The sequence below is a fragment of the Pseudonocardia asaccharolytica DSM 44247 = NBRC 16224 genome, assembly GCF_000423625.1.
GTDB classification, from domain to species: Bacteria; Actinomycetota; Actinomycetes; order Mycobacteriales; family Pseudonocardiaceae; genus Pseudonocardia; species Pseudonocardia asaccharolytica.
On the sequence record NZ_AUII01000038.1, the window covers coordinates 1 to 25,396 of the forward strand.

Sequence of the window (25,396 nt, forward strand, 5' to 3'; positions counted from 1 at the left end):
GTTTTCGGGCCGCTGCCATTACGGGAATTGCCGCTGCCGCGTCCGGCCGGGTCGTCGCGCTCGTAGCCCAGGTGGTGGGTCATCTCCGCCTGCAGGGCGCGTTCGAGCACCGCCTTGGTCATCAGGTTGAGCAGCCCGTCGGCGCCGTCGATCGGGGTGCCCGCGGCCTTCGCATCGGCCAGCAGCGCGTCGATCGCCGACGCGTCCAGCGCCTCGGCGAGCCGGCGGGCCGCCGCGGCCTCGGTGTCCGGAACGGATTGGTCCTTGCTCACGTGGGTGTCCTTCCCGGCCGCTGTGTCGATCACAGCAGCCGATCTTGGTCCACCCGCGGCTTACACCGTTCGCGTGACACGCCCCGTTCCGCCGCTGCGTGAACTGCTTGATGGGGTTCAGCACCTCGATCGCCACGATCCGCCAGGTCATCTCCGGCTTCCAGTAGATCGCTTCCAGCACGCCGACCGCGGCCGACGGGGTCATCACCGGATAGGACACCCGCTCGACCTTCAGCTCGGGACGGGTGAACAACGCGCCGTCCCCCCACACCTGCACGACCACCGGTGGCACCCCGCGCGCCGACCGCGGCAGACTCGCCGTCACCAGATCATCTCCTTTGCGATCGCGCCCTCGTCCACGCCGTGGTCCGGGTGGTACTCGCCGCGCCACTCCCACAGATCACCCACCACCGGATCGCACAGGGCGGCCACCTCGGGCCGGGACATCAGCCGCGCGGGCAACGCCACGGTGAACGGCTGCAGCGCCCGGAACAGGTCGCGCCGCATCCCCTCGCTCGCGCGCAGCTGCGTCACCAACCGGTCAGCACGGCCGTCGTATCCGGGCACGACCACCGGCACCGTCTCGTCGTCCAGCATCCGGAACGCGAACCGTCGATCCCTGGCCTGGGACGTGGCGGCATCGATGAGGGGGCCTTCGGCGACCGCCCGGAAGTCGAGCCCGCGGCGGTGCTCTTGGATCCGCGTCGCCCGCGGGCCCCGGTCGGTTCCGGTGGCCTCGTAGAGGCGCCGGTAGTAGTCCTGCAACATCGGCAGGTCGTCCGGGTCGGCCCGGCCGGGCCCGAAGCACAGGGTGGTCAGTTCGACCGGGGTCCGGTAGTCGGGCGGCCGGCCGGCGCCATCCGCGTCGAACACGACCACCCGGCCCGGCTCGGGACGTCGACCCTCCCGGTTGGCCCGGCCCGCGGCCTGCTGCAGCGAGTCGGCGGGGGCGAGGGCCCGGTAGACCGCGGGGAAATCCACGTCCACCCCGGCCTCGATGAGCTGGGTCGACACCAGCACCACCGGCTCGTCGTCGGCGAGCAGCCGCCGCACCTCCGCCAGCACCGCCCGCCGGTGCGCCGGGCACATCCGGGTCGACAGGTGGCGCACCACGCCGGGCGCCCGCTCGGCGAGCAGCCCGAACATCTCGCGCGCATCGGCGACGGTGTTCACCACCACGAGCGCCTGCGGCTGCTCCGCGACCCGGTCGGCGACCTCCGCGGCGGTCGGCTTCGGGTCCAGCCACCACTCGTACCGCACCCGTCGCAGCCGCTCGTAGATCGCCACCGGGTCGGCCACCAGGTCCGTGATCTGCTGCCGCCGCCACACCGCCAGGTGCTGAAAGGCCGGCTGGGTGGCGGAGGCGAGCAGCACCGTCGTGCCGAAATGCTCGGTCAGCAGGCGCAACCCGTCCAGGATGGGCACCAGGAGCGGGGCCGGCAGCGACTGGACCTCGTCCAGCACGATCACCGCGTTCGCCAGCCGGTGCAACTTCCGTGAGCGGGCGGGCATGCGCCCGAACAGCGAGTCGAACAGCTGCACCGTCGTGGTCACCACGAAGGGGGCGTCCCAGTTCTCCGCACCGAGCTTGGATCGGCGGCCTTCCTGGTCGACGGCCGAGTGATGCTCCAGCACGACGTCCGGCCCCAGCAGATCCCGGTAGACCTGCGCGTTCTGCTCGGTGATCGTCACGAACGGGACCGCGACGATGATCCGGGCCTGCCCGTGGCGTGCCGCATGGTGCAGCGCGAACGCCGCCGCGGTCATCGTCTTCCCCGAGCCCGTCGGGGCCGGCAGCCGGTACAGGCCGGGCGGACCGGAGGCACCCCGCACGGCCGCGTCGTACAACTCCCCGCGCAGCACGTTGACCTCTGTTGCCGGGCTCCCGGCGAGCGCCGCCGAACGACACGTCTCGAACCGGCGCACGAGATCGCTCATGTCGGCCGCGGGCGTCACGGGCGAACCGGCCGGCCCGACGAAGTGCGCGGCGGTATCGAGATGATCAGCGTCGACCAGCGCCGAGAACGTCAGACGCAGCCCCATCTCCAACAGGAGCGGATCCCGCCGCCACTCCGCCGGGATCAGGCAGGAACCGCCCATGATGCCCGCGGCCTCGGGAAGCACCGCCAGCAAACCGTCCGCGGCGGCGCGCTCCTGCGCCGGAAAGCCGGACCCGACCAGTTTCCTGAGCTTGCACAGCGAACCCAGGCCGCCGTAATGCCCGAGGATCGCCATGGCGGCCGGTCCCGCGGCGTCCAGCAACAGCCGCGCACCGAGCGTCAGGGCGAGGTCGAGGTCGAGGCCGACGGCGCGGACCTGCGCGTCCGGCCGATCGCCGGCGACGCGCTGGACGAGCAGGACGGCTGGCTGGTCGTGCCGGCGACCGGCGTGCCGCTCACCGACCACAATGTCCGCGAGCTGCGCGATGCCGACCAGCGGTGAGCGCGGCCCCGATTCGAGACGTTCTCCGTCCTGACCCGGCTGTCCGGGCCCGCTCGCCGCACGGCCACCGCGGTGAGCCGACTCCTCGCCGCGAACTTCCCGCACAGCCGGTTCCTGGGCCCGCGCGCCGTGGCGGCCCTGCTCAGCCGGCTCCCCGCCCTCGGAGTGTCCGGTGGTGCGGTGTACGACGCGCTGGTGGGCGCCACGGCCGTTGAGCACGGCGTCCCGCTGGTGACCCGGGACCGCCGCGCGCTCGGGGTCTACCGGGCCCTCGACGTCGAGGTGGTCGTGGCCGAGTGGGCCGCCCGACGCCGCGGCCTTCGGACACCCCGGTGTCGGGGCGCACAGTGCGGCTCCCCGCACACCGGCGAGACCAGATCTTCTACATCGTGTAGAACTACTACAAGACGTAGAAGTTTGCTGGAGGGTGGTATGGAGGCGCTGGACCTCGCGCGGTGGCAGTTCGGGATCACCACGATCTACCACTTCCTCTTCGTCCCGCTGACGATCGGTCTCTCGGCGATCGTCGCGGTGCTGCAGACCGCATGGCACCGAACGGGGAAGGCCGAGTACCTGCGCGCCACCAAGTTCTTCGGGAAGCTCTTTCTGATCAACTTTGCGATGGGCGTCGTCACCGGCATCGTCCAGGAGTTCCAGTTCGGGATGAACTGGAGCGACTACTCCACCTTCGTCGGCGACGTCTTCGGTGCCCCGCTGGCCATGGAGGCGCTGCTCGCGTTCTTCCTCGAGTCGACCTTCATCGGACTGTGGATCTTCGGCTGGGACCGGCTCCCCCGGCGGGTGCACCTGGCCTGCATCTGGATCGTCGCAATCGGTACCAACCTCTCCGCGTACTTCATCATCGCGGCGAACGCGTGGATGCGGCACCCGGTCGGCTACGAGGTCGACCCCGTGACCGACCGGGCCCGGCTCACCGATATCGGGGCGGTGCTCACCAACCCGCAGGCCTGGTCGACCTACCTGCACGTGGTCGCGGGCGCGTTCATCGCGGCCGGCCTGTTCGTCGTCGCGGTCAGCGCGGTGAAGCTCATGCGGGAGCGCTGGCCGCAGTCCGGCGCCGAGCGGCCGCACCACAGCGAGCACGCGCTGTTCCGCAAGACCCTGCGCCTCGGTTTCGTCGTCACCGCACTCGCCGGCCTCGTGGTCGTGCTCTCCGGCGACCACCAGGCCAAGCTCATGGCCAGCGACGAGCCGATGAAGCTCGCCTCGGCCGAGGCGCTGTGGAGCGACGAGGACGGCGCCGGGTTCTCGCTGTTCGCCGTCGGCGACATCGAGAACGGCCGCAACCACATCAACGTCCAGATCCCGAAGGTGCTCAGCTTCCTCGCGACCGGGGACTTCGCGGGCAACGTCCAGGGCATCAACGACGTGCAGGCCCGCTACGAGGCCGTCTTCGGACCCGGCGACTACCGGCCCAACATCGGCGTCCTGTACTGGTCGTTCCGGCTGATGATGGGCCTGGGGCTGGCCGGGGTGGCGATCTCGGTGGCCGGGCTGTGGCTCACCCGCCGCGGGCGGCTCCCCGACCGGCGCTGGATGTACCGGGTGGCGATCGCCACGCTGCCCGCGGCGCTGCTGGCGAACATCTTCGGCTGGGTGCTCACCGAGATGGGCCGCCAGCCCTGGACGGTGGTGGGCGAGCTGCTCACCGCCAACAGCGTGTCCCCCGGCGTCAGCCTCACCCAGGTCGCGATCTCACTGACCGCGTTCACCGTGATCTACGGCGTGCTGGCCGTCGTCGAGGCCGGGCTGCTGTGGCGCTACATCAAGGCGGGCCCCGGGCACGTCGTGCCCTACCCGCCCGACGGCAGCGACACCGCGCCGGCCGCCGCCGAACCCGACACCACCGATGAGCGCGTCCCCGCGCTCGTCTACTAGGAGACGAGATGGATCTGCCCACCATCTGGTTCGTCGCCATCGCCGTGCTGTGGACCGGCTACTTCGTACTGGAGGGCTTCGACTTCGGGGTCGGGACGCTGCTGGGAGTGCTCGGGCGCAACGACATCGACCGACGCGTGATGATCAACTCGATCGGCCCGGTATGGGACGGCAACGAGGTCTGGCTGATCACGGCCATCGGCGCGACGTTCGCCGCGTTCCCCGCCTGGTACGGCTCGATGCTCTCAGGGTTCTACCTGCCGATGCTGGTCATCCTGCTGGCCCTCATCGCCCGCGGCGTCGCGTTCGAGTACCGCGGCAAGGTCGACGACGCCCGCTGGCGCCGCCGCTGGGACATCGCGATCGTCGCCGGCAGCTCGGTGCCCGCGTTCCTGTGGGGCGTGCTGCTGGCCGACTTCGTGCGCGGGGTGCCGATGGACGCCGAGCACGTCGTACGGGCCGGGCTCGCCGACGTGTTCAACCCGTACGCGCTGCTCGGCGGGGTATTGACCCTGGGCCTGTTCGCCCTGCACGGTGCGGTCTTCCTCGCGCTCAAGACCGACGGCCCGGTGCGCAGGGCCGCCCGTCGCACCGCGGGCAGGCTGGCGCTGGTCGTGGTCCCGGCCGCCGTCGCGTTCCTGGGCTGGACCCAGGCCGAGCACGGCACCTGGTGGACGCTGCCGGTCGCCCTCGTCGCGGTGCTCGCGCTGGTCGCCGGATCGGGGCTGGCCGCGCGCGGCCGGGAGGGCTGGGCGTTCACCGCGACCGCGGTCACGGTCGTCGGGCTCACGGTGGTGGTGTTCGGCTCGATGTTCCCGATCGTGCTGTCCTCGACCACCGACCCGGCGTTCTCGCTGACCGTCGCCGCCGCGGCGTCGGCGCCCTACACGCTGACCCTCATGAGCTGGCTCGCGCTCGTGCTGCTGCCGCTGGTGATCGGCTACCAGGCCTGGTCGTACTGGGTCTTCCGCAAGCGCGTCGCCCCACCCCCCGCGAGTCCCCCCTCCGCGAATCGCGGTATTTCCGCGACCGAGTCGGGGTGACACCGCGGTGAAGCCCCTCGATCCACGGCTGGTGCGCACGGCAAGCGCCGTGCGCCGGCATCTCGCCGTCACCGTGGCGTGCGGGCTCGCACTGACCGGGCTCATCCTCCTGCAGGCCTGGCTGATCGCCCGGGTCATCGGCGGCGCGACCGACGGGCTCGGTCTCACCGACCTCGGTGCCGTCATCGCCGCCGTCGCCGTCGTGGCGCTCGCCAGGGCCGGGCTGGCCTACGGGGCCGAGACCGCGGCGCTGCGCAGCGCCGCCCGGGTGAAGTCGCAGCTGCGCCGCCGCCTCGTCCGACATGTGACAACGGGCCCCCCGGACGTCGCCGGGCGCAGCGCGGGCGAGCTCGCGACGCTCACCACCCGAGGTCTGGACGCGCTCGACGACTACATCGCCCGCTACCTGCCGCAGCTCGTGCTCGCGGCGCTGGTACCGCTGGCGGTGCTCGTCGTCGTCGCGCGGGCCGACTGGATCTCCGCGCTGGTCATCGGCGCCACGCTGCCGCTGATCCCGGTGTTCATGGCGCTGGTCGGCTGGCACACCCAGGCCCGCACCCGCCGCCAGTGGCGGCTGCTGAACCGGCTCGGCGGGCATTTCCTCGACGTGGTCGAGGGTCTGCCGACGCTCGCGTTGTTCCGCAGGGCGAAGGCCGAGGCCGCACTGGTCCGGCGGGTCAGCGACGAGCACCGACGCGCCACCATGGGGACGCTGCGGATCGCGTTTCTCTCGGCCTTCGTGCTGGAGGTGCTCGCCACCCTGGCCGTCGCGCTCGTGGCCGTCGAGGTGGGGCTGCGGCTGCTCTACGGGGAGCTCGGCCTGGAGACCGCGCTGCTGGTGCTCATCCTCGCGCCCGAGGCCTACCTGCCGCTGCGCGAGGTCGGCGCCCGGTTCCACGCGAGCATGGAGGGCGTCGCGGCCGCCGAGCAGGTCTTCGCGGTTCTGGAGACCGGCTCCGGGGCGCGACCTTCGGGAACGGCGCAGCTACCGGCGAGCCGAGGCGTGGACGTGCGGGTGGACGGCGTGCGGTTCCGCTACCCCGGCCGCGAGGTGCCCGCACTCGACGACGTGTCGCTGGACGTGCCCGCCGGGCGCAGCGTCCTCGTCGACGGGCCGAGCGGGTCGGGCAAGAGCACCCTGCTCGCGCTGCTGCTGCGGTTCCTCGAGCCGGATGCCGGCGAGGTGCGGATCGACGGGCGACCGCTGCGCGACCTCGACCCCGACGCGTGGCGGGCCCGGATCGCCTGGGTCCCCCAGCACCCCCACCTGTTCGACGACACCGTGGCCGGCAACATCCGGCTCGGCGACCCCGACGCCGGTGACGCCGCCGTCGAGCGCGCCGCCCGCGCGGCCGAGCTGCACGACGTCGTCGCCGCGCTCCCGGACGGCTACGCGACCCGGCTCGGTGAGCGCGGTGCCCGGCTGTCGGCCGGGCAGCGCCAGCGGGTCGCGCTGGCCAGGGCGTTCCTGCGCGATCCGGATCTGGTGCTGCTCGACGAGCCCACCGCGCACCTCGACCCGGACAACGCCGCGAAGGTCCGCACCGCGGTCGCCCGGTTGCTGGGCGGGCGGACCGGGATCGTCGTCGCGCACGACGCGGGATGGGCCGAGGTCGTCGACGACGTCGTGCGCTTGGAGAACGGCCGTACCCGCAGCTCACCGGGCGTTGTGAGGGCATGACAGCGTGAGAACACCGTTACGCGCTCACGGGCCGGTTTGGCGGCTGTTGGGGTTGGCCCGGCCGCGGGGCTCACGTTTCGCGCTCGGGGTGCTCGCCGCAGCCGTCGCCACCGCGTCGGGAGTGGGGCTGCTCAGCCTGGCCGCGTGGCTCATCGCGACGGCCGCAACCCACCCCTCGGTCGCCGCGCTCAGCGTCGCGGTCGTGCTCACCCGCGCGCTCGGCGTCACCCGGGGCGTCGCCCGCTACCTGGAGCGGCTGATCACCCACGACGCGGCACTGCGCACTCTGGCCGACGCCCGCGTCCGGGTCTACGACCGGCTGGCACACATCGAACCGATCCGCCGGTTCCGCTCGGGTGATCTGGTCACCCGGCTGGTCAGCGACACCGACGCCACCCAGGACCTGCTCGTCCGCGGACTCGCCCCACCGCTGGCCGCGCTGCTCACCGGCGCCGGCGTCGTCGCGCTCGGCACCGCGCTGCTGGTGCCCGGTGGGCTGCTGCTGGCCGCGGGCCTGCTGCTGGGCGGGCTCGCCGTCCCGGTGGCGGCCGCCGCGCTCGGACAGGCCACCGGGCGACGGCAGGCCGCCGCCCGCGGGGAGCTGTCGGCCGCGCTGGTCGACGCCCTCCACGGCGCCCCCGACCTCGTCGCCTACGGCGCGATGGACCGCGCCGTCGCGAGGGTGGAGCGGGCCGATGCGACGCTGACCGCCGCCGCCCGCCGCGACGCCGGGCTGCTCGGGCTCGGCGCGGCCGGGTCCGCACTCGTCGCCGGGCTGACGCTGTGGGGAACGCTGCTGCTGGGGGTGGCCGCGGTCGAGAGCGGTTCGCTCGGCCCGGTGCCGCTGGCCGTGCTCGCACTCACCGCGCTGGCCGCCTTCGAGATCGTCGCCCCGCTCCCCGCGGCGGCGGCCCGGCTCGGCGCGATCCGCGCGTCGGGCGCCCGGCTGTTCGACGTCCTGGACACCCCGCCCGCGGTGCGCGATCCCGGGGGCGGGCTCGAGTCAGCCGGGGGTCCCCTCACCCCGGGGCCGTTGCGGGTCCGTGACCTGCGGGTCCGCTACGGCCCCGGGGAACCGTGGGCGCTCGACGGCCTCGGCCTCGACGTCGCGCCCGGCGCCAGGGTCGCCGTCGTCGGGCCGAGCGGATCGGGCAAGAGCACACTGGCCGCGGTGCTGTTCCGGTTCCGCGACCCCGACTCGGGCACGGTCACGCTCGGTGGCACCGATCTCTCCTCGGTCTCCCCCGACGTCGCCCGGCAGGCGATCAGCGGGGTGCCGCAGGATCCCCACCTGTTCGACAGCACCGTACGGGAGAACCTGCGGCTGGCCCGGCCCGAGGCCACCGACGCGCAACTGTGGGACGTGCTGGAGCGGGTCCGGCTCGCCGTCGACGTCGCCGCGATGCCCGCCGGGCTCGCTACCGATGTCGGGGTGCACGGCGCCCGGTTCAGCGGCGGAATGCGCCAGCGGCTGGCGCTCGCCCGCGCCCTGCTCACCGACGCCCGGCTGCTGGTTCTCGACGAGCCGACCACCCATCTCGACCCGGACACCCGCGACGCCGTCCTCGACGACCTGCTCGCCGCCGCGGGCGACCGGGCGGTCCTGCTGGTCACCCACGACCTCGACCGGCTCACCGAGATGGACGCCGTGTACGTCGTGGTCGACGGGCGGGTCGTGCAGCACGGAACGCACGCCGGCCTGCTGGCCCGGGATGGCTGGTACCGTCGCGCGCACCGGCTTCCGGCGCCGGCGGCATGGTCCGGCGGGTTCACGGCTATACCCCAACGCGGTACCGGTGCCGGGGGCACCCTCTCAGCTGGGCTTCAGTGATCGCCTGTCAGGCTCTCGCCCATGGTGCGCCGCGACGCCGAGACCGTTCGCTGCGCGCTCGTCCGGTTTCGTCAGAGTTCGATAGGTCGTCACGTGGTCACAGCCCGGGTTCGATTCCCTCGCCGCCGCCCCTCGGTCGTGGGCGCGCTGCTCCTCGCACTCACTCTGGCGGTCGTCGCCGGCTGCTCCGGTCCCGCTGCGGACACGGAGACGCCCACGGTCGCCGACGCGATCGCGAGCGCGATCGACCTCGACACGGGCTGGGAATGGCAGCCGCAGGGCAACCGGCTCGAGCTGGGAGTGACGCACACCAAGGACAGCCTGGACAGCTCGGAGCCCGCCGAGGCCCGCAGTCGCGGCCAGAAGGTCCTCTCCGACGACAGCGGGATATGGCAGAACCAGCATCTGATGGGCTTCGGCACGCTCAACCCGGAGCCCTCCCCCGGCGATTTCAACTGGGACAGCCTCGACAAGCGGATGCAGCTGATCGAGGACACCCAGGGCCGTACCGTGCTGACGCTGTGCTGCGCCCCGGACTGGATGAAGGGTGGCGAGGCGGGCGAAACCGACTGGTCGAAGCTGGAGAAGGCGCCGGACCCGGAGCATTTCGACGACTTCGCGAGGCTGTCGGCCGCCGCCGTGGAGCGCTACCCGCAGATCGAGCGGGTGCTGGTCTGGAACGAGCTCAAGGGCTTCTACCACAGCGACGAGAACCGCTGGGACTACGAGGGGTACACCGAACTCTACAACAAGGTCTACACGGCGGTGAAGGCCGTGCGGCCCGATGTGCAGGTCGGTGGCCCGTACGCGGTGATGACGAGCCTCAAGCCCGGCTCCGAGAACGCCTCGGACCTCGCCGGACCGTGGGGCGCGGCCGACAAGCGGGCACTGGACATCATCGACTACTGGCTCGAGCACAACGTCGGGGCGGACTTCATCGCCGTCGACGGCTCCACGGCGACCCGCAACGGAGGCGACCCGGACCAGGTCGACGCCGGCGCACAGAAGTTCGCCGACGTCACCAGGTGGATCCAGCAGCGTACCCCGCTCGCGGTCTGGTGGGCCGAGTTCTACGCCGATACCGCCCAGGGCGCCGAGGGCGGCGCCGCGAGCCCGGCGAGCGCGGTCGCCACGCTCGCGACGGTCGCCGCGTTCGCCCGATCCGGCGTGTCCGTCGCGCTGTTGTGGGGCCCGCAGGGCAGCAGCCTGAAGTACTCGGCGCTGTGGACCGACAGCACCGAATCCGACGGTGGGAAGCCCACCCCGCTGACCAGGGCGTGGCAATGGCTGGTGCCCCGCCTCGCGAAGGGCGGCATCGAGATCGGCCGGTCGGCGACGCAACCGCTGCTCGCGTTCCGCGCCGACGACGGCGCCGTGATCGTGAACCTGACCGGCACGGACGTCCCGGTTCCCGGGCACGACCCGCTGCCCGCATGGGGTGTCGCCGTACGCACGATGTGAGCCGGGGCGACCGGAGGGGCACTACCTCATCGGACCTCGCCGGCGGCGCGGCGGCTCACCTGCAACCGGCGGGTCTCCTCGGATACCCCGGCCGCCAGCAGGCCCGCCGCGGCGTCGACGAGCTGGCTGACGAACAGCCGGTGGTCGGTACGCCCGGAGCGGGCCCGCAGCGCGAACTCGACGACGACGAAGCGCACCGTGTGGAACCGCCGGTGCAACTCGACGGCGGCGGGTTCGAGCAGCGGTTCGAGCAGCGTCCGCCAGCGGACGATGCTGCTGTCCGGCTCGTCGACGTCGAGCGGCTCCATCGAGGGCACCGGGCGGGTGAGCAGGTCGGACATGGTGCGCAGGTAGCCCGCGCCGCTGCTGCCCTGCTCCAGCTTGACCGCCAGCGGCCGCACCAGCGCCCCGGCCAGCGTATGCACATCGGCCGCGACGTCCGCGCGGCCTGCGGCCTCGTAGGCGTCGAGCAGGGCGTGCCGGCGCGACTCGATCTCGGGCCGGTGCCGGTCGAGCAGCGCCCTGATCAGCCCGTCGCGGTCGGTGAACCAGTACTGGGCGGCGATGACGTTGCGCGCCCCGGCGGCGCGCCCGATCTCGCGCAGTGAGACCGCCTCGCTGCCCCGCTCGGCAAAGAGGGCCTCAGCGGCGGAGAGGAGCCGCGAGCGCGTGTCCTGTCCGTTGGCCTGCTGAGTCACGAGCGCAGATTACCGGCCCGGCAGCCGGCCGCGAATGGCCTCATCCCCTCCGCGGCCGTGCTCGACGGTGGCCGCGCCGCTCAGGCCTTCGGTCCGCCCGCGACGTAGACGACCTGCCCGGACACGAACCCCGCGCCCTCGCTGACCAGGAACGACATCGCGTGTGCGATGTCCTCGGGCTGTCCTGCCCGCTGCACCGGGATCTCCGCGGCGCGCGCCGCCACGAAGTCATCCCAGCTCACGCCCAGCCGCTCCGCGGTCGCCTTCGTCATATCGCTGACGATGAACCCGGGCGCGATGCAGTTGACGGTCACGCCGAACCTGCCCAGCTCGATGGCCAGCGTCTTGGTGAACCCCTGCAGGCCCGCCTTGGCCGTGGCGTAGTTGGCCTGCCCGCGGTTGCCCAGCGCCGAGGTCGACGACAAGTTCACGATCCGCCCGTACTTCGCCTCGACCATGTACTTCTGGACCGCCCGGCTCATCAGGAACGACCCGCGCAGGTGCACGTTCATCACGGTGTCCCAGTCCGCCTCGGTCATCTTGAACAGCAGGTTGTCCCGGGTGACGCCGGCGTTGTTGACCAGTACGGTGGGCGCCCCGAGCTCGCCGGCGACGCGGCCGACGGCCGCCTCGACCTGCGCGGCGTCGCTGACGTCGGCACCCACGGCCAGCCCGCGGCCCCCGGCGGTCTCGATCGCCTCCACGGTGCCCTTGGCCGCCGACTCCTCCAGGTCGACCACGGCAACGGCGAACCCGTCGCGGGCCAGCCGCAGCGCCGTCGCCGCACCGATACCGCGGGCGGCGCCGGTAACGATCGCGACACGGGGGGATTCGCTCATGCTCATGCTCTCCTTCGACTGGATTCGACTGGCGCGCACCGCGCGCTGCTGCGGGCACCCTCCCGATCGTCGCACCTGGGCCCGCCGCCGCCACCGCGTGGGACCGATCTCACCGCTGCAGCAGGCGGTCCGCGGTACGCCGGGCCGCCGCCGCGGCGCCGAGGGCGCGGCCGGCCCGCACGTCCTCGGGATCGCTCGCGAGGTTCTCGGTGACGAGGAATGCCGCGGCCGCCGCCGCGGCGGCGGCGAGCACGGCGCCGGTCACCGCGTCGCCCCGCAGCCGCGGGTTGCCGTCGCGGGCCACCCCGGCTGCCAGCGCCGCGATCTCCGCCGCGGTCTCCGCGATGGCCAGCGGGGTGTCGATGGCGTCGTCGAGGGCCTCGCGCAGCCACGCGGCCCGCATCCGGGGCTCGGTATCGCGCGGGATGCGCAACGCGGCCAGGTAGCGGCCGTAGGCCGCGACATCGGCGTCGGCGAGCGCGGACGCGGTCGCGCGCAACGCGTCGGCCCGGTCGGCGGCGTCGCAGGCATGGCCGGGATCGGCGAACCGGGCGGACATCGCGGTGAGCCCGGCGGCGCACGCGGCGGCGAACGCGGCCGACGCCCCACCGCCCGGTGCGGGGGTGCGTGCGGCGATGGCGTCGAGCAGCTCGGCGACGCTGTGCTCGAGAAGCGACGGTTGGATCGGACTGTCGATGGGGCACCTCCGGGGCGAGGCACGGCACTGCCGGCTCCCGGTGGGCAACGCGGGAGCCGGCAGGTTCGGGACGGGGTCAGGACACGTTGAGTTTCTCGGCGGCCATCCGCGTGCCCTCCACCCGGTTCTTGATCTTCTGGAATGCGACGTCCCGAGCGTAGTCGGGGGAGCCGTGGCTTGGCTTCTCGTCGATGCTGAACGGGGAGAAGCCGCAGTCATCGGTCGAGCCGAGCTGCTGTTTCGGGATGAAGTTCGCCGCGCGGATCAGCGCGTCGGCCACCTCCTGCGGACCCTCGACCCGCGGGTTGAGCGGGTTGATCACCCCGATGTAGGCCATCTGGGTCACCCCGGCCGCGTCCGCGCGCAGGTGCGTGCCGATGGACGCGTAGACCGGGTCCTTGTCCCGCTCGCTCGCCAGCTGGATCAGGAAGTAGCCGGCGTTGATGGCGAACATCGTGCCCAGCAGGTTGGTGTAGGGCACGTCGGCCGAGTGCACCGAGTCCCGGTCCCCGCCGGGGCAGGTGTGGATGCCGATGGAGGCCCGTTCCTGCGGGCTGAACCGCTCGAGCACCCGGTTGTTGAGCTCGATGAAATGCGGCAACATCCCCGCGCCCGTCCACGGGTTGCGCGGGTCGGCCCTGGTCGCCAGGCGCCCCTCGGTGAAGTCGATGGACACGCGGGCGGCGCCCGCCTCGAAGGCCAGCCGGATGTCCTTCTCGCATTCGTCGACGAGGTCGGCCTCGAACTCCTCGCGCGAGTACCCGGGGACCTCGCCGGTCAGCGGGTAGAGCAGCGCGAGCATCGACGGGGCGATCACGGCCTGCTTGAGCGGCTTGTTCGCGATCGCGACGGCGCGGCGCAGGGTGTCGGCGGCGTAGGTCCCGTAGCGGAACGGGCCGCCGGTCAGCCGCGGGAGCTGCCGGTGGTGGCCGTCGGCGAAGATCGCGAAGAACTGGCCGTTGTCCGGGGCCAGGTTCGGGGCCAGCCCGGCGCCGGCCAGCGTCTCGGCGAGCGGGTAGGTCGCGAAGCTGGAGCGCCGCTGCTCACCGTCGGAGATGATCGGGGCACCGGTGGCCTCGCCGCGGGCGATCGAGTCCGCCGTCGCCCGCTCCTGCTCGGCCTCGAGTTCCTCGCGGGTGGCCTTTCCCGCGTCGTAGGCGGCATACCTCGCCTGCAGGGACGAGGGCCGGGGCAGCGAGCCCACGGGTTCGGTCGGGATGCCGGTGGCCGACCTCGGGTCATAGGTGCTCATCGGGCCGTCTCCTCGCTGTGGTGGATCTGCGCTGTGGAGGTACGAGCGAGTCCTGGCGTCGCCGTCGAGATCACCTGGTGACGGTGAACTGCGGGTACCGCAGGGGGCGAAAGCTACTCGTGTGATCCAGATCACGTCAATATTCGGCCGCCGGCCCCGGCGGAGCGGCCATCCGCCCCCGGATCGATCGGCGCCCGCGGCGGTAACGCTTTATTTGTGTCATCGCCCGGATTTCGCCCCGTCAAATTTGTGTCATACCACAGGTGGGCGGCGCTCGGCCGCGCGGACGTGCGGCAATGTGTGTCCCGGCGCAGAATGCGGCATCCGATCCGGACGATTTCGCGGTGATACCGATCACAGAATTTGAGATGATGATTTCGGCGAGGAGGTGCTGGACATGTCCGCGTCCGAACAGCCACATCCCACGAGGCCGTCGATCGCCGCCTCGACCGGCTACCGGCTCGGCCGGGTGCTCGCGCCGAACCGGGCTTACCGGTGGCTCGCCGGCCGGATCGAGGCCCGGCCCCGGCTGCGCCGCTGGTTCACCGCGGCCGAGCGGCACAGCAAGCAGCGCCTGTTCGGCTGCCGGATGTGCGGCCAGTGCGCGCTGCCCGCCACCGGCTACGCCTGCCCGATGAGCTGCCCCAAGCAGCTGCGCAACGGGCCCTGCGGTGGGGTGTCGGCCAACGGCGACTGCGAGGTCTACCCCGGCCGGCGCTGCGTGTGGGTCATCGCCTACGAACGCGCGGAGCGGGCCGGGCACAGCGCGGACCTCACCCTGCTGCAGCGTCCCGTGGATCATCGGCTCGCCGGGTCGAGCTCGTGGCTCAACTACTGGCAGGGCCGCGACGAGGGCCTCTGGACCAGCGACGACGGGCTGGCCCATCCGGCCCCGGTGCACCGGCCATGACCGCGCCGGGACCGACGGGCGGCGCCGCGGGGACGGCCGGGGGCCTGCGCGCCGCACTGGCCGAGCGCCGCTTCGCGGTCACCGCCGAGATCGGGCCGCCGCGCGGCGCCGACCCGGCCGCCGTCGCGGAGAAGGCCGCGCTGCTGCGCGGCTGGGTGGACGCCGCGAACGTCACCGACAACCAGGGCGCGCACGTGCGGATGGCCAGCCTCGCCGGGAGCCTGCTGGCGGCCCGCGCGGGCGTCGCGCCGGTGATGCAGCTGACCTGCCGCGACCGCAACCGGATCGCCCTGCAGTCCGACCTGCTCGCCGCCGGGGCGCTGGGCATCCCCCACGTCCTGCTGCTCACCGGCGACCACCCGTGCTTCGGCGACCATCCCGACGCCGCACCGGTCTTCGACCTCGACAGCGTCCAGCTCGTCTGGGCGGCCCGGACCCTGCGCGACGAGGGACGGCTGCTGTCCGGGCGCACCGTCGCCCCCCGGCCGGAGTTCCTGATCGGCGCCGTGGAGAACCCGTTCGCGCCGCCGGTCCGGTTCCGGGCCGCCCGGCTGGGTAAGAAGATCGCCGCCGGGGCCGAGTTCGCGCAGACCCAGTTCGTCTTCGACGTACCGGGCTTCGACCGTTTCATGGCCGCCGTGCGCGACCGCGGCCTCGACGGACGATGCGCGGTGCTCGCCGGGGTCGGACCCATCCGCTCGCTGGCCGCGCTGGAGTTCGTCCGGACCAAGGTGCCCGGGGTGTACGTGCCCGACGAGGTGGTGCGCAGGCTTCGCGGGGTGCCGCGCGACCGGGTCGCGGCCGAGGGCGTGCGGCTGTGTGTGGAGACGATCGAGGCGCTGCGGGCCATCCCGGGGGTCGCGGGGGTGCACGTCATGGCGTTCGGCTACGAGCGGGGCGTCCCGGAAATCCTGGAGCGCGCGGGGTTTCGCCGCGATCGGGCCGGGCGGCTGCCGGTGGGAGGTGGCGTCGGTGCTGGTTGAGGTGCGGCCCGTGGCCAGGCTGCTGGGCGAGGCCGGGCACGAGCCGATCGATCTCACCGCGGCGCTGGACCCGGTGCTGCGGGCGGCCATCGCCGACGCGCGCAGCCCCGGCGATCTGGCCCGGCTGCGGGTGGTCTGCGACTGGATCCAGTACCGGCGCAACTTCCGGGAGCCCCTGCAGCTGCGGCCGGTCGTCTCGGGCAGGCCCGACGGTGCCACCGCGACCGATCCCGTCGAGCTCGCCGTGGACCTGCGCCGGACCGGCCCGCAGCTGGGCACCGCCACCGAGTCCGCGCTGCGCGAGCACCGCCGCGGCGACGACGGCGGACGGCTCGTGCTCGAGGAGTGGGCCCCGACCAGCCAGAGCCTGATCTGGTCGTTCAACACGCTGTACTGGCAGCACCTGCAGCTGTGGGAGCAGGCGACCGGGCGGGGGTACGAGTCGGCGCTACCGGGGGGACGCTCCGACGCCCGCAACGTCGCGTCGATCCGTGAGATCATCCGCGAGCTGTTCGCGGTGTGGGACGCGCTGGCCGAAGGCCGCGCGCTGCCCGAGGAGCTCTACATCCTCGAGCTCGGGGTGGGCAACGGCAGCCACGCCCGCACCTGGCTGGACACGTTCGTCGAGCTCGACCGCGCGCACGGCCGCGACTACTACCGGCGGCTGCACTACCTGATGTGCGACTACTCCCCGCACGTGCTGGAGCTGGCGCGGACCACCGTCGCCGAGCACGCGGCGCACGTCAGCTCGTTCGTGCTCGACGCGATGCACCCGATGACCACGCTGGGGTTCCTGCGGTTCAAGGCGTTCCTGGTCTACATCTCCAACGTCTACGACAACCTGCCCACCGACGAGATCGCGTCGATCGGCCAGCGCGAGCATCTCGTGCAGACCCGCGCCTACCTGTCGGCCGACGCGGCGGCCCAGATCGCCGGCTCGGTCGGCGTCGAGCCGTCCGGGCTGGGCCGGCTGGTCGCCAGGCTGCTCAAGCTCGGTCCGGTGCTGCTGGCCGAGGCCGCGCCGGACCATTTCGCCGATGTCGAGGCCGCCGTGGCGTTCTGGCGGGCGTGCTGGCAGGCGGTGCGGTTGCAGGAGCGCTACGTTCCGCTGCACGGGCTGGACACCTACGACATCGCGCCGGGGATCAGCGGGGAGCTGCTGCGCCCGCTGGTGGCGACCGGCGGCGGCGTGCGGATGCACGCCGCCAACGGGGCCGTCGCCAGCTTCGCCGAGACGTTGCCGCTGCTGCATCCCTACGGCTGGCTGCGCTGCCACGACCTGTTCGTCACCGGCGTGCAGGACTACCGCACCGGGTTCCGCGGCCCTGGCAAGTACGACGGGTCGGTGGTGAACTGGGTGAACGGGCCGCTGCTCGCGCATATCGGCACCCGCAAGGGTTTCGATGTCACGTTCGCACCGTTCGCCCACCGCACCGGCAGCAACATCGTCACCATGACGGTGCATGTGCGGGACTGAACAGCAAGGGACTGGGCCACAAGGGATTGGGCATGGGCGAGACAGCGCAGGGCGTGCTGACGACGGTGGTCGGCTCGTGGCCGGTCCCGGACTGGCTGGAGCGGGCCAAGAGCGGGGTGCACCGCGGCACGGTGAGCCGTTCCCAGCTCGCCGAGATGCACGATATGGCGATCAAGGCCGCGCTGAAGGACCAGGAGGTCGCGGGGATCGACATCCTCTCCGACGGGGAGCTGCGCCGTGACAACGACATCGACTACCTTCTCGCGCGGGTCCCCGGGGTCACGGTGCTCGACCCGGTCAAGGTCTTCTACTTCGACTATCTCGACCTCGTGGTCGCCGAGAAGCTGCCCGATCCCGAGGGGCCGGGCCCGCTGGGGCTGGCCGAGGACCTGCGGTTCACCCGCGGCTACACCGACCGCCGGGTGAAGTTCTCCCTCACCGGGCCGTTCTCACTCTCGCGGCGGCTGCGCAACGAGGCCTACCCCGACCCGGCGGATCTGGTGCGCGCACTCGCCCGGGTGCTCAACGCGGAGGCGCGCGCGCTCGCCGACGCCGGGGCCGTGCTGCTGCAGATCGACGAGCCGTTCCTCGCCGGCTACCCCGAGCAGGTCGGGCTTGCGGTGGAAGCGATCAACATCGTCACCAGGGACGTGCCGGTGACCTGGGCGCTGCACGTCTGCTATGGCAACCGCTACGCCCGCCCGCTGTGGGAGGGCCACTACGACTTCCTGTTCCCCGCGGTCCTCGACGCGGCGATCGATCAGCTGATGCTGGAGTTCGCCCGCAAGGGCGACGACGATCTGGCGCTGATCCGCCGCTACCACTGGGACCGGGTGCTGGGTGTCGGAGTGCTCGATGTGAAGACCGAGCAGGTCGAGCGGGTCGACCTCGTGGAGCGGCGGATCCGCCGCGCGCTGGATGTCGTGCCCCCCGAGCGGCTGCTCGTCTCCCCCGACTGCGGGCTGCGCCACGTCCCCGATCCGATCGCCCGCGCCAAGCTGCGCGCGATGGTCACCGCCCGCGACAACCTCCGGCAAGGAGCCCAGCCATGATCCCACTCGCCGAGAACGAGCACATGTTCACCTCGGAGTCCGTGACCGAAGGACATCCCGACAAGGTGGCCGACCAGATCTCCGATGCGATCCTCGACGCCGCGCTCACCGGTGACCCGGACTCCCGGGTGGCCTGCGAGACGCTGGTGACGACCGGGCTGGTCGTCGTCGCCGGCGAGATCACCACTGCGACGCAGATCGACTTCGCCGACGTCGTGCGCGAGACGATCTGCCGGATCGGCTACGACAACGGCGAGTACGGCTTCGACGGCAGGCACTGCGCGGTGATGATCGCGTTGGACAAGCAGTCCCCGGACATCGCCCGGGGCGTCGACCGGGCCCTGGAGAGCAGGGCCCAGGAGCCTCGCGGCGGCCTCTCCGAGGACGAGTTCGACTCCGCGGGCGCGGGCGACCAGGGGATGATGTTCGGCTTCGCGACCCGGGAGACCGACGAGCTGATGCCGCTGCCGATCGCGCTGGCGCACCGGCTGTCGCGGCGGTTGTCGCAGGTGCGCAAGGATCGCCTGCTGCCCTACCTGCGCCCCGACGGCAAGACCCAGGTCACCGTGCGCTACCGGGACGGCGTCCCGGTGGCGGTGGAGAAGGTGCTGATCTCGACCCAGCACGCCGAGGAGGTCCCGACCGAGCGGATCCGCGCCGACCTGTGGGACATCGTGGTCACCCCGATGCTGCCCGCCGAGCTCTACGACGCCGACGCGCTGCGCGAGGAGTACTACGTCAACCCCACCGGCCGGTTCGTCATCGGCGGGCCGGTCGGCGACGCCGGGCTGACCGGCCGCAAGATCATCGTCGACACCTACGGCGGGTTCGCAAGGCACGGCGGCGGGGCGTTCTCCGGCAAGGATCCGTCCAAGGTGGATCGATCAGCGGCCTATATGGCCCGCTACGTCGCGAAGAACGTCGTGGCCGCCGGGCTCGCCGACACGGCCGAGGTGCAGGTGGCCTACGCGATCGGGATGGCGCGGCCGCTGTCCGTGCTCGTGGAGACGTTCGGGACCGAGCAGGTGCCACTGACCACGATCCGCAAGCTCGTCGATGATCATTTCGACCTGCGGCCGGCGGCGCTGCGCCACCACCTGCGGCTGCATCGCCCGATCTACGCCAAGACCGCGGCCTATGGGCATTTCGGCCGCGACGACGCCGATTTCACCTGGGAGCGGACCGACAAGGCCGCCGAGCTGCGCGCCGCCGCGGGGCCGGTCTGACCACCCGCGATCCGGCTGCGGCTACGGTGATCGGGTCCGCACGTTGCCGCAGCGGCGGCGACCGGCCGCCGCGGAGAGGAGCCGCGATGAGCCGCAACCCGTACGACGAGCTGCCGCAGGTGACCACGTTCACCGTCACGAGCACCGACATCGCCGACGGTGAGACCCTGCCGACGCTGCAGCGCAGCGGCATCTTCGGGGCGGGTGGACAGGACCGCTCGCCGCAGCTGTCGTGGAGCGGCGCGCCGGAGGGCACCCAGTCCTATGTGGTCACCGTCTACGACCCCGATGCGCCCACCGGGGCCGGGTTCTGGCACTGGGCCGTCGTGGACATCCCGGCCTCGGTGACGTCGCTGGACTCCGGCGCAGGCGACGAGGAGGGCTCCGGGCTGCCGTCCGGGGCGTTCCAGCTCGCCAACGATGCCGGCCTCAAGCGCTACCTCGGTGCGGCCCCGCCCCCCGGGCACGGACCGCACCGCTACTTCACGGTCGTGCACGCCGTCGATGTGCCGAGCCTGGAGATCCCCCGCGACGCCACCCCGGCCTTCCTCGGCTTCAACCTGTTCGACCACACCCTGGGCCGGGCGGTGATCGTGCCGGTCTACGAGAACGAGGGCCAGGCCTGATCAACCGCATTATGGCTCCATGACGCGGCGTGGCAGCGGCGCCCGAGCGCGTCATGGCTCCATAACGCTTTCAGCGGACCGGAAACGATCCGGCGAGCCGCGCCGCGGGTTTCCGCGTAACGTGCCGGTCGTGGCCGACATCACCGAGCTGATCCTCGACGACCACGAATGGTTCCGGCGGGAATTCGCCGCGCTCGACGAGCTGCGCGCGCAGACCCCGATGGACGCCGATTCGATCCGCAAGGTCTGGGAGCCGCTGGCCGCCCGGCTGGACGTGCACGCGGTCGCTGAGGAGGAGATCTTCTACCCGCAGCTGCTGCGCCGCGGCGGCGGCGACGCACAGGACGAGACCCTCGACGCCATCGGCGACCACAACGACATCCGCGACGGCGTGCACGACGCCGCGCGGCACCCCGTCGCCAGCAGGCCGTGGTGGGACGCGGTCGACCGGACGCGGTCGGCGAACGACCACCACATGGCCGAGGAGGAACGCGAGAGCCTCGCCGACTTTCGGCGCCACGCCGCGTCCGGGCTGCGCGAGGCGCTGGGCAGACAGTTCGCCGCGTACCTCGACCGGCACCCCAGCACCCGCGGGCTCGACATCGAGGACAAGGACCCGCAGCGCTACGTCCGCCGTATCACGCGCACGATCAGCCCGCCCGGCGACGGGTCGCTCGGTATCGGCAGCCTGACGGACGGGGGAGCCCGGAAGGAGGACGACGCCCGGTGAGCACACCCTCGGACCACCTGCTGCGCGCGCACGCGCCGATCGCAACCGAGGCCTGGAAGGCGATCGACGACGAGGCCACCCAGCGGCTCACCCCGCTGCTCGCCGGGCGCAGGCTCGCCGACTGGGAGGGGCCGGGCGGGTGGCCGCATTCGGCGACGAGCCTGGGCCGGACCGGCCCGCTCGACGGCCCCCCACCCGGGATCTCGGGCGAGGAGGTGCGGGTCCGGCAGCGCCGGGTGCTGCCGCTGGCCGAGATCCGCGTGCCGTTCACCGTGGCCCGCGCGGAGCTCGAGGACGTTCAGCGCGGGGCACTCGACCTCGACTTCGACGACCTCGGCCGGGCCGCACGGGTGGCGGCCGAGATCGAGAACCGCGCGGTGGTCCACGGTTGGCCCGCCGCGGGCATCGCGGGCATCACCGAGACGTCCCCGTATCCGGCGGCCACCCTCGGCACCGACTGCCAGCAGTACCCCAGCATCATCGCCCGGGCCGTCGACACCTTGCGCTGCAACGGAATCGAAGGCCCGTACGGGCTGGCGATCGGACCTGCCGGCTATACCCGGATCGTCGAGACCACCGAGCACGGCGGCTACCCGCTGTTCGACCACCTCACGCGGATCCTCGGCGGGACGATCGTCTGGGCCCCCGGGGTGGACGGGGCGGTGGTGGTCAGCAGGCGCGGCGGCGACTTCCTGCTCGACGTCGGCCAGGACCTGTCCGTCGGCTACAGCCACCACGACGCCGACGCGATCGGCCTCTACCTCGAGGAGAGCTTCACCTTCCGGGTGGTCGAGCCCGACGCCGCGGTCGCGCTCCACTGACGCGGACCCCCGATGAACGACGCCGAGCCCGACCGGGTGGCCAGTGCCATCGAGGAGCTCTACGGCCTGGCGCCCGAGGAGTTCGTCGCCGCCCGCGACGAACGGGTCGCCGCCGCGCGCGCGGATGGCGACCGCGACGCGGCCCGCGCCATCTCCAGGTTGCGCCGGCCCACCCAGGCCGCCTGGCTCGCCAACCTGCTCGCCCGCGAGCGCGCCGAACAGCTCGACGGCCTGCTCGCGCTCGCCGAGGAACTCTCGGACGCGCAGCGCAGCCTCGACGGTGCCGTGCTGCGGGAGCTGTCGGCGCAGCGGCACAAGCTCGTCGCCGCGATGGCCCGGGAGGCCCGCCGGATCGCCGCCCGCGACGGACACCGGGTGCAGGACGGCACCGAACGCGATCTGCGCGGCATTCTCGAGGCGGCGCTCGCCGACCCGGACATCGCCGCCGAGGTGCGGTCCGGGCGGCTGCACCGCACGGTCAGCTACTCCGGGTTCGGTTCCGAGACCACGGGCTCGACGGCCTGGCAGCCGCGTCCGGTCGCGCGGACGGGCCACCCCGCGCCCACCGGACGAGCCGTATCCGCCCGCGGGGCCGCCGAGGCCGGACCCGACCAGACGGCTCCCGATCAGCCGGCCGGGCTCGACCCGGAAGCCGAAGCGGAGGCCAAGGCCGCGGCCGCCGCCGAGCGGGCGCGCCGGCGGCGGGAACGCGCCGAGGCCGACCAGGACGTGGCGCAGGCCTGGGCCGCCGCGCGGGCGGCGCGCGACCGCGCGCAGGCCGACCGGGCCGGGCTGGCAGCGGCTGAGCAGCGTCACATCGAGGCCGACAACGGGGTCGCCGAGCTGACCGCGGCCCTGGAAGAGGCGCGCGGCCAGCAGCGTGCGGCCGCGGAGGCGGAGCGATCGGCCGCCGCGGCGGCGCGCCGGTCCGCGAACGCCGCCCGCGCCGCGGCCGCCGAGCTCTCCCGGGCGGAGGCCCGGCTGGCGGCTCTCGCTGCGCCGCCCTGACCGCCCGCGGTGCCATCGACCGGCCATCAACCGGCCGTTCCGGCCCCGCTCGCGCGGTCGAGCCCGGCGGTCCGGCGGGACGGAAACGGGATGCGGACGAGGTCGTCCGCGACGACGATCTCCCCGTCGAACACCGCGGCGGCCTCCTGCCGGAACCGCTCCGGGTCGGGGTAGCGCTGGGAGAAATGGGTCAGGACAAGGCGACGCACCCCGGCCTCGCGAGCCACCGTCGCCGCCTGGGCCGCGGTGAGATGGCCGTACTCGCGAGCCAGGTCCGCGTCCTCGGCGAGGAAGGTGGACTCGATCACCAGCAGGTCGGCGTCCGCGGCCAGCTCGAACGCCGCCTCGCACAGCCGGGTGTCCATGACGAAGGCGAACCGCTGGCCGAACCGCGGCTCGCTCACCTGCTCCAGCCGCACCGTGCGGCCGTCCACCTCCAGCGCACCCACTCGCAGCAGCCGCCCCACGGCCGGACCCGCGACGCCGAAGCGGGCCAGCAGCTCGGGCAGCATCCGCCGCCCGTCCGGCTCGACCAGCCGGTAGCCGAAGGACTCGACCGGATGCGCCAACCGGCGCGCCTCCAGGGTCCCGAACCGGCCCGCCGCGAGCACCCCGTCGCGCTCGATCGGCTCCTCGCGCAGGTCGGCGACCTCCCGGAACGCGCTGGCATGGCGCAGCCGCGCGAAGAAGTGCCGGCCCGAGGCCGGGTAGTGAGCGTGGACCGGATGCGCGGCCCGGTCCAGCGAGAGCCGCTGGACGACGCCGGACACCCCGAGGCAGTGATCGCCGTGGAAGTGGGTCAGGCAGATCCGGCTGATGGCGCTGCTGGGCACACCGGCCAGCAGCAGCTGCCGCTGGGTGCCTTCCCCCGGGTCGAACAGCAGGCCATGGCCGTCCCAGCGCAGCAGGTAGCCGTTGTGGTTGCGCAGGCGGGTGGGCGCCTGGCTCGCGGTCCCCAGCACGACCAGCTCCCGCACCGACACCCCGCAGACCGTAGCGGGCCGGTACCGGACCCGCCCGCCCCGGATCCTGCTAGCGGCCGGCCCGGATCGCCGCCACGACCGCCCACACGAGCAACAGGACCAGCAGGATCAGCAGCAGCACCGGCCCGAGGAGCAGGACAAGGATCAGCGTGAGGACGAGAAACGTCGTGATCCCGGCCGGGAGGGCCGCGACCCCGGCCTTGAGCGCGCTCCACGCCGGGTTCCTGCCCTCCAGCAGGGCACGCCCGCCGCCGAGCGCCGCGGACGTGGCGACGCCGCCGCGGGACGCAATCTCCTCCAGACCGTCCGCGACCGCCTCGACCTTGTCCAGGGCCACCCCCAGCGCTCGCCGGGCCAGCACGACCAGCAGGTCACGCACGCTGTCCTTGAGCGGCTGGGCGGGCGACCGGTCAGGTTCGACCATCGTCTGCGCCTCCTCGGTCCCGGCGCGGCCCGCGGCTCAGCCCGCGTCGAGCGTGGCCACGAGCCACGCGCCGATGTCGGCGATCGCCGCGTCGGACTCCGGCGCCCGGCCCGCCATGTACGGGTAGACGTGCTGCTGCTCGGGTTCGATCCGCAGGGTCACCGGGACCCCCGCGGCACGGGCCTTGTCGGCGAACCGCTCGGTGTCGTCCAGCAGCGTCTCGTGGCCCCCGGCGGTCAGGTAGATCGGCGGCAGACCGGTGACGTCGGCGTGTAGCGGGTTGGCGAGCGGATCGGTCGGCGAACCGTGCTCGCCGAGGAACATCGCGGACATGTTCTGCAGGATCGGCAGCTGCACGAGGGCATCGGTGGCCGCGTTGCTCTCCAGCGTCTTGCCCTTGTGCTCCATGTCGTACCAGGGCGAGAGGCCGACGATCGCGCCCGGCAGCGGCACGCTCTCCTCCCGGAGCCTGAGCACCAGCGCGGTGGCCAGGTTGCCCCCCGCGGAGTCGCCCGCCGTGGCGATCCGGCCGGCGGGAACACCCTGGTCCAGCAGCCAGCGGTAGGCGGTGAGGGCGTCGGTGAGCTGGGCCGGGAACGGGTGCTCGGGGGCGAGCCGGTAGTCGATCACCAGCGCCGGCACTCCGGCCGCCCGCGCCAGGTGCCCGGCGAGCTTGCGGTGGCTGTGCATCGAGTTGCAGGCGAACCCGCCGCCGTGGGTGTAGAAGATGGCCGCGTCCGTCGCGGCCCCCTCCGGCCGGCACCACAGCGCCGGTACGCCGCCCGCGTCGGCCTCCTCGTAGCTCACCCCCGGCACCTCCGCGGCCAGGAGGTGGAGGGTCTCGAACAGATTGCGCAGGGTCGCCATGTCCATCTGCGGGTTCGCCGCCAGGATCTCGGACATCTGCTGGAACTGGGCACGCAGGGCGTCGGATTCGCGGCTGGGCATCGTTGCGCCTCCTCGATCGGCCATGTGATGGGCGTTACACAGCACCGTACGGGCGGATCGGGGATGGACAAAGCCGCGCCGGGGCCCCGGATG

The 25,396-nt window shown here is 72.9% G+C and carries 24 protein-coding genes and 1 pseudogene; 15 read left to right on the top strand and 10 right to left on the bottom strand.

From position 1 onward, the window contains the following. The 3 genes and pseudogenes from G567_RS35720 to cas3 all read right to left on the bottom strand — a co-directional run. Positions 1-209 (bottom strand): transposase (locus tag G567_RS35720; protein WP_425414268.1); only part of this gene is annotated, 209 nt, incomplete at its 3' end. A gap of 181 nt (positions 210-390) precedes the next feature. Next, a pseudogene (cas5, locus tag G567_RS36940) lies at positions 391-669 on the bottom strand (CRISPR-associated protein Cas5); the annotation flags it as partial. Then, the gene (gene cas3 / locus G567_RS30720; protein WP_245585760.1) at positions 594-2,507 is read right to left on the bottom strand and encodes a CRISPR-associated helicase Cas3'; all 1,914 of its coding nucleotides are present in this window, start codon (positions 2,505-2,507) and stop codon (positions 594-596) included. The pseudogene cas5 and the gene cas3, both read right to left, overlap by 76 nt. On the opposite strand from cas3, the gene G567_RS30725 reads away from it, so the two are divergent. The 6 genes from G567_RS30725 (at position 2,490) to G567_RS30740 (ending at position 10,629) form a co-directional block, all read left to right on the top strand. Next, positions 2,490-2,714, top strand: coding sequence for a hypothetical protein (locus G567_RS30725; RefSeq protein ID WP_037057905.1), 225 nt, complete (start codon positions 2,490-2,492; stop codon positions 2,712-2,714). The genes cas3 and G567_RS30725 overlap by 18 nt on opposite strands. Positions 2,715-3,146: 432 nt before the next feature. After that, the gene (locus G567_RS0122735; RefSeq protein ID WP_028931771.1) at positions 3,147-4,613 is read left to right on the top strand and encodes a cytochrome ubiquinol oxidase subunit I; all 1,467 of its coding nucleotides are present in this window, start codon (positions 3,147-3,149) and stop codon (positions 4,611-4,613) included. An 8-nt stretch (positions 4,614-4,621) separates the two neighbouring features. After that, entirely contained in the window at positions 4,622-5,656 is a 1,035-nt protein-coding gene (gene cydB / locus G567_RS30730) for a cytochrome d ubiquinol oxidase subunit II (RefSeq protein ID WP_084796371.1), read from the top strand. Between the two features lie 7 nt (positions 5,657-5,663). After that, on the top strand, positions 5,664-7,337 hold the full coding sequence (gene cydD, locus G567_RS0122745; RefSeq protein ID WP_028931772.1) for a thiol reductant ABC exporter subunit CydD: 1,674 nt from the start codon (positions 5,664-5,666) through the stop codon (positions 7,335-7,337). A gap of 4 nt (positions 7,338-7,341) precedes the next feature. Next, positions 7,342-9,168 carry a thiol reductant ABC exporter subunit CydC gene (gene cydC, locus G567_RS30735; protein WP_084796372.1) on the top strand — a complete coding sequence of 609 codons (1,827 nt, stop codon included), beginning with the start codon at positions 7,342-7,344 and terminating at the stop codon, positions 9,166-9,168. Between the two features lie 138 nt (positions 9,169-9,306). Then, on the top strand, positions 9,307-10,629 hold the full coding sequence (locus G567_RS30740) for a glycoside hydrolase family protein (protein WP_051233439.1): 1,323 nt from the start codon (positions 9,307-9,309) through the stop codon (positions 10,627-10,629). Positions 10,630-10,655: 26 nt separating this feature from the next. On the opposite strand, the gene G567_RS0122760 is transcribed toward G567_RS30740, so the two are convergent. From G567_RS0122760 to G567_RS0122775, 4 genes are all read right to left on the bottom strand, one after another. Further along, positions 10,656-11,327, bottom strand: a complete 672-nt coding sequence (locus G567_RS0122760; protein ID WP_028931773.1) for a TetR/AcrR family transcriptional regulator — start codon at positions 11,325-11,327, stop codon at positions 10,656-10,658. 80 nt (positions 11,328-11,407) lie between these two features. Further along, on the bottom strand, positions 11,408-12,166 hold the full coding sequence (gene fabG, locus G567_RS0122765; protein ID WP_028931774.1) for a 3-oxoacyl-ACP reductase FabG: 759 nt from the start codon (positions 12,164-12,166) through the stop codon (positions 11,408-11,410). A 109-nt stretch (positions 12,167-12,275) separates the two neighbouring features. Further along, entirely contained in the window at positions 12,276-12,911 is a 636-nt protein-coding gene (locus G567_RS32455) for a cyclodeaminase/cyclohydrolase family protein (protein ID WP_051233440.1), read from the bottom strand. A 28-nt stretch (positions 12,912-12,939) separates the two neighbouring features. After that, entirely contained in the window at positions 12,940-14,115 is a 1,176-nt protein-coding gene (locus G567_RS0122775) for a uroporphyrinogen decarboxylase/cobalamine-independent methonine synthase family protein (protein ID WP_028931775.1), read from the bottom strand. Positions 14,116-14,512: 397 nt separating this feature from the next. Between G567_RS0122775 and G567_RS32460 the strand changes: the two genes are divergently transcribed. The 9 genes from G567_RS32460 to G567_RS30765 all read left to right on the top strand — a co-directional run bounded on the left by G567_RS32460 (position 14,513) and on the right by G567_RS30765 (position 22,948). Continuing rightward, positions 14,513-15,025: a methylenetetrahydrofolate reductase C-terminal domain-containing protein gene (locus tag G567_RS32460; RefSeq protein ID WP_147201234.1), complete on the top strand. Its 513-nt coding sequence runs from the start codon at positions 14,513-14,515 to the stop codon at positions 15,023-15,025. Next, entirely contained in the window at positions 15,022-16,008 is a 987-nt protein-coding gene (locus G567_RS30755) for a methylenetetrahydrofolate reductase (RefSeq protein ID WP_051233441.1), read from the top strand. The genes G567_RS32460 and G567_RS30755 overlap by 4 nt, the downstream gene beginning before the upstream one ends. Before the next feature lie 10 nt (positions 16,009-16,018). Then, positions 16,019-17,485 (top strand): SAM-dependent methyltransferase, encoded by a 1,467-nt coding sequence (locus G567_RS0122790; protein ID WP_147201235.1) that lies wholly within the window; start codon positions 16,019-16,021, stop codon positions 17,483-17,485. Between the two features lie 32 nt (positions 17,486-17,517). Beyond that, entirely contained in the window at positions 17,518-18,537 is a 1,020-nt protein-coding gene (locus G567_RS0122795; RefSeq protein WP_028931777.1) for a uroporphyrinogen decarboxylase/cobalamine-independent methonine synthase family protein, read from the top strand. Then, a complete protein-coding gene (gene metK, locus G567_RS0122800) occupies positions 18,534-19,763 on the top strand; it encodes a methionine adenosyltransferase (RefSeq protein ID WP_028931778.1) in 1,230 nt (409 codons plus the stop codon). The genes G567_RS0122795 and metK overlap by 4 nt, the downstream gene beginning before the upstream one ends. A gap of 86 nt (positions 19,764-19,849) precedes the next feature. Beyond that, the gene (locus G567_RS0122805; protein WP_028931779.1) at positions 19,850-20,389 is read left to right on the top strand and encodes a YbhB/YbcL family Raf kinase inhibitor-like protein; all 540 of its coding nucleotides are present in this window, start codon (positions 19,850-19,852) and stop codon (positions 20,387-20,389) included. A 130-nt stretch (positions 20,390-20,519) separates the two neighbouring features. Further along, positions 20,520-21,119, top strand: coding sequence for a hemerythrin domain-containing protein (locus G567_RS30760; RefSeq protein ID WP_037057913.1), 600 nt, complete (start codon positions 20,520-20,522; stop codon positions 21,117-21,119). Next, positions 21,116-21,940: a family 1 encapsulin nanocompartment shell protein gene (locus G567_RS0122815; protein WP_028931780.1), complete on the top strand. Its 825-nt coding sequence runs from the start codon at positions 21,116-21,118 to the stop codon at positions 21,938-21,940. The genes G567_RS30760 and G567_RS0122815 overlap by 4 nt, the downstream gene beginning before the upstream one ends. A gap of 12 nt (positions 21,941-21,952) precedes the next feature. Beyond that, entirely contained in the window at positions 21,953-22,948 is a 996-nt protein-coding gene (locus tag G567_RS30765) for a hypothetical protein (protein ID WP_051233442.1), read from the top strand. Between the two features lie 26 nt (positions 22,949-22,974). On the opposite strand, the gene G567_RS0122825 is transcribed toward G567_RS30765, so the two are convergent. The 3 genes from G567_RS0122825 to G567_RS0122835 are packed head-to-tail and all read right to left on the bottom strand — an operon-like array spanning position 22,975 to position 25,303. Further along, complete coding sequence (locus tag G567_RS0122825; RefSeq protein WP_028931781.1) at positions 22,975-23,931, bottom strand: ribonuclease Z; 957 nt, start codon at positions 23,929-23,931, stop codon at positions 22,975-22,977. 49 nt (positions 23,932-23,980) lie between these two features. Next, entirely contained in the window at positions 23,981-24,355 is a 375-nt protein-coding gene (locus G567_RS0122830; RefSeq protein ID WP_051233443.1) for a hypothetical protein, read from the bottom strand. Positions 24,356-24,391: 36 nt separating this feature from the next. Further along, entirely contained in the window at positions 24,392-25,303 is a 912-nt protein-coding gene (locus tag G567_RS0122835; RefSeq protein ID WP_028931783.1) for an alpha/beta hydrolase, read from the bottom strand. Positions 25,304-25,396: the final 93 nt, after the last annotated feature.

Excerpts from the sequence above, each read along its gene's own strand:
- G567_RS30725 (WP_037057905.1), top strand. The coding sequence starts at position 2,490 with ATGCCCGAGGATCGCCATGGCGGCCGGTCCCGCGGCGTCCAGCAACAG.
- cas3 (WP_245585760.1), bottom strand. The coding sequence starts at position 2,507 with ATGGCGATCCTCGGGCATTACGGCGGCCTGGGTTCGCTGTGCAAGCTC.
- G567_RS0122735 (WP_028931771.1), top strand. The coding sequence starts at position 3,147 with ATGGAGGCGCTGGACCTCGCGCGGTGGCAGTTCGGGATCACCACGATC.
- cydB (WP_084796371.1), top strand. The coding sequence starts at position 4,622 with ATGGATCTGCCCACCATCTGGTTCGTCGCCATCGCCGTGCTGTGGACC.
- fabG (WP_028931774.1), bottom strand. The coding sequence starts at position 12,166 with ATGAGCGAATCCCCCCGTGTCGCGATCGTTACCGGCGCCGCCCGCGGT.
- G567_RS0122775 (WP_028931775.1), bottom strand. The coding sequence starts at position 14,115 with ATGAGCACCTATGACCCGAGGTCGGCCACCGGCATCCCGACCGAACCC.
- G567_RS32460 (WP_147201234.1), top strand. The coding sequence starts at position 14,513 with ATGTCCGCGTCCGAACAGCCACATCCCACGAGGCCGTCGATCGCCGCC.
- G567_RS30755 (WP_051233441.1), top strand. The coding sequence starts at position 15,022 with ATGACCGCGCCGGGACCGACGGGCGGCGCCGCGGGGACGGCCGGGGGC.
- G567_RS0122795 (WP_028931777.1), top strand. The coding sequence starts at position 17,518 with ATGGGCGAGACAGCGCAGGGCGTGCTGACGACGGTGGTCGGCTCGTGG.
- metK (WP_028931778.1), top strand. The coding sequence starts at position 18,534 with ATGATCCCACTCGCCGAGAACGAGCACATGTTCACCTCGGAGTCCGTG.
- G567_RS0122805 (WP_028931779.1), top strand. The coding sequence starts at position 19,850 with ATGAGCCGCAACCCGTACGACGAGCTGCCGCAGGTGACCACGTTCACC.
- G567_RS30765 (WP_051233442.1), top strand. The coding sequence starts at position 21,953 with ATGAACGACGCCGAGCCCGACCGGGTGGCCAGTGCCATCGAGGAGCTC.
- G567_RS0122830 (WP_051233443.1), bottom strand. The coding sequence starts at position 24,355 with ATGGTCGAACCTGACCGGTCGCCCGCCCAGCCGCTCAAGGACAGCGTG.
- G567_RS0122835 (WP_028931783.1), bottom strand. The coding sequence starts at position 25,303 with ATGCCCAGCCGCGAATCCGACGCCCTGCGTGCCCAGTTCCAGCAGATG.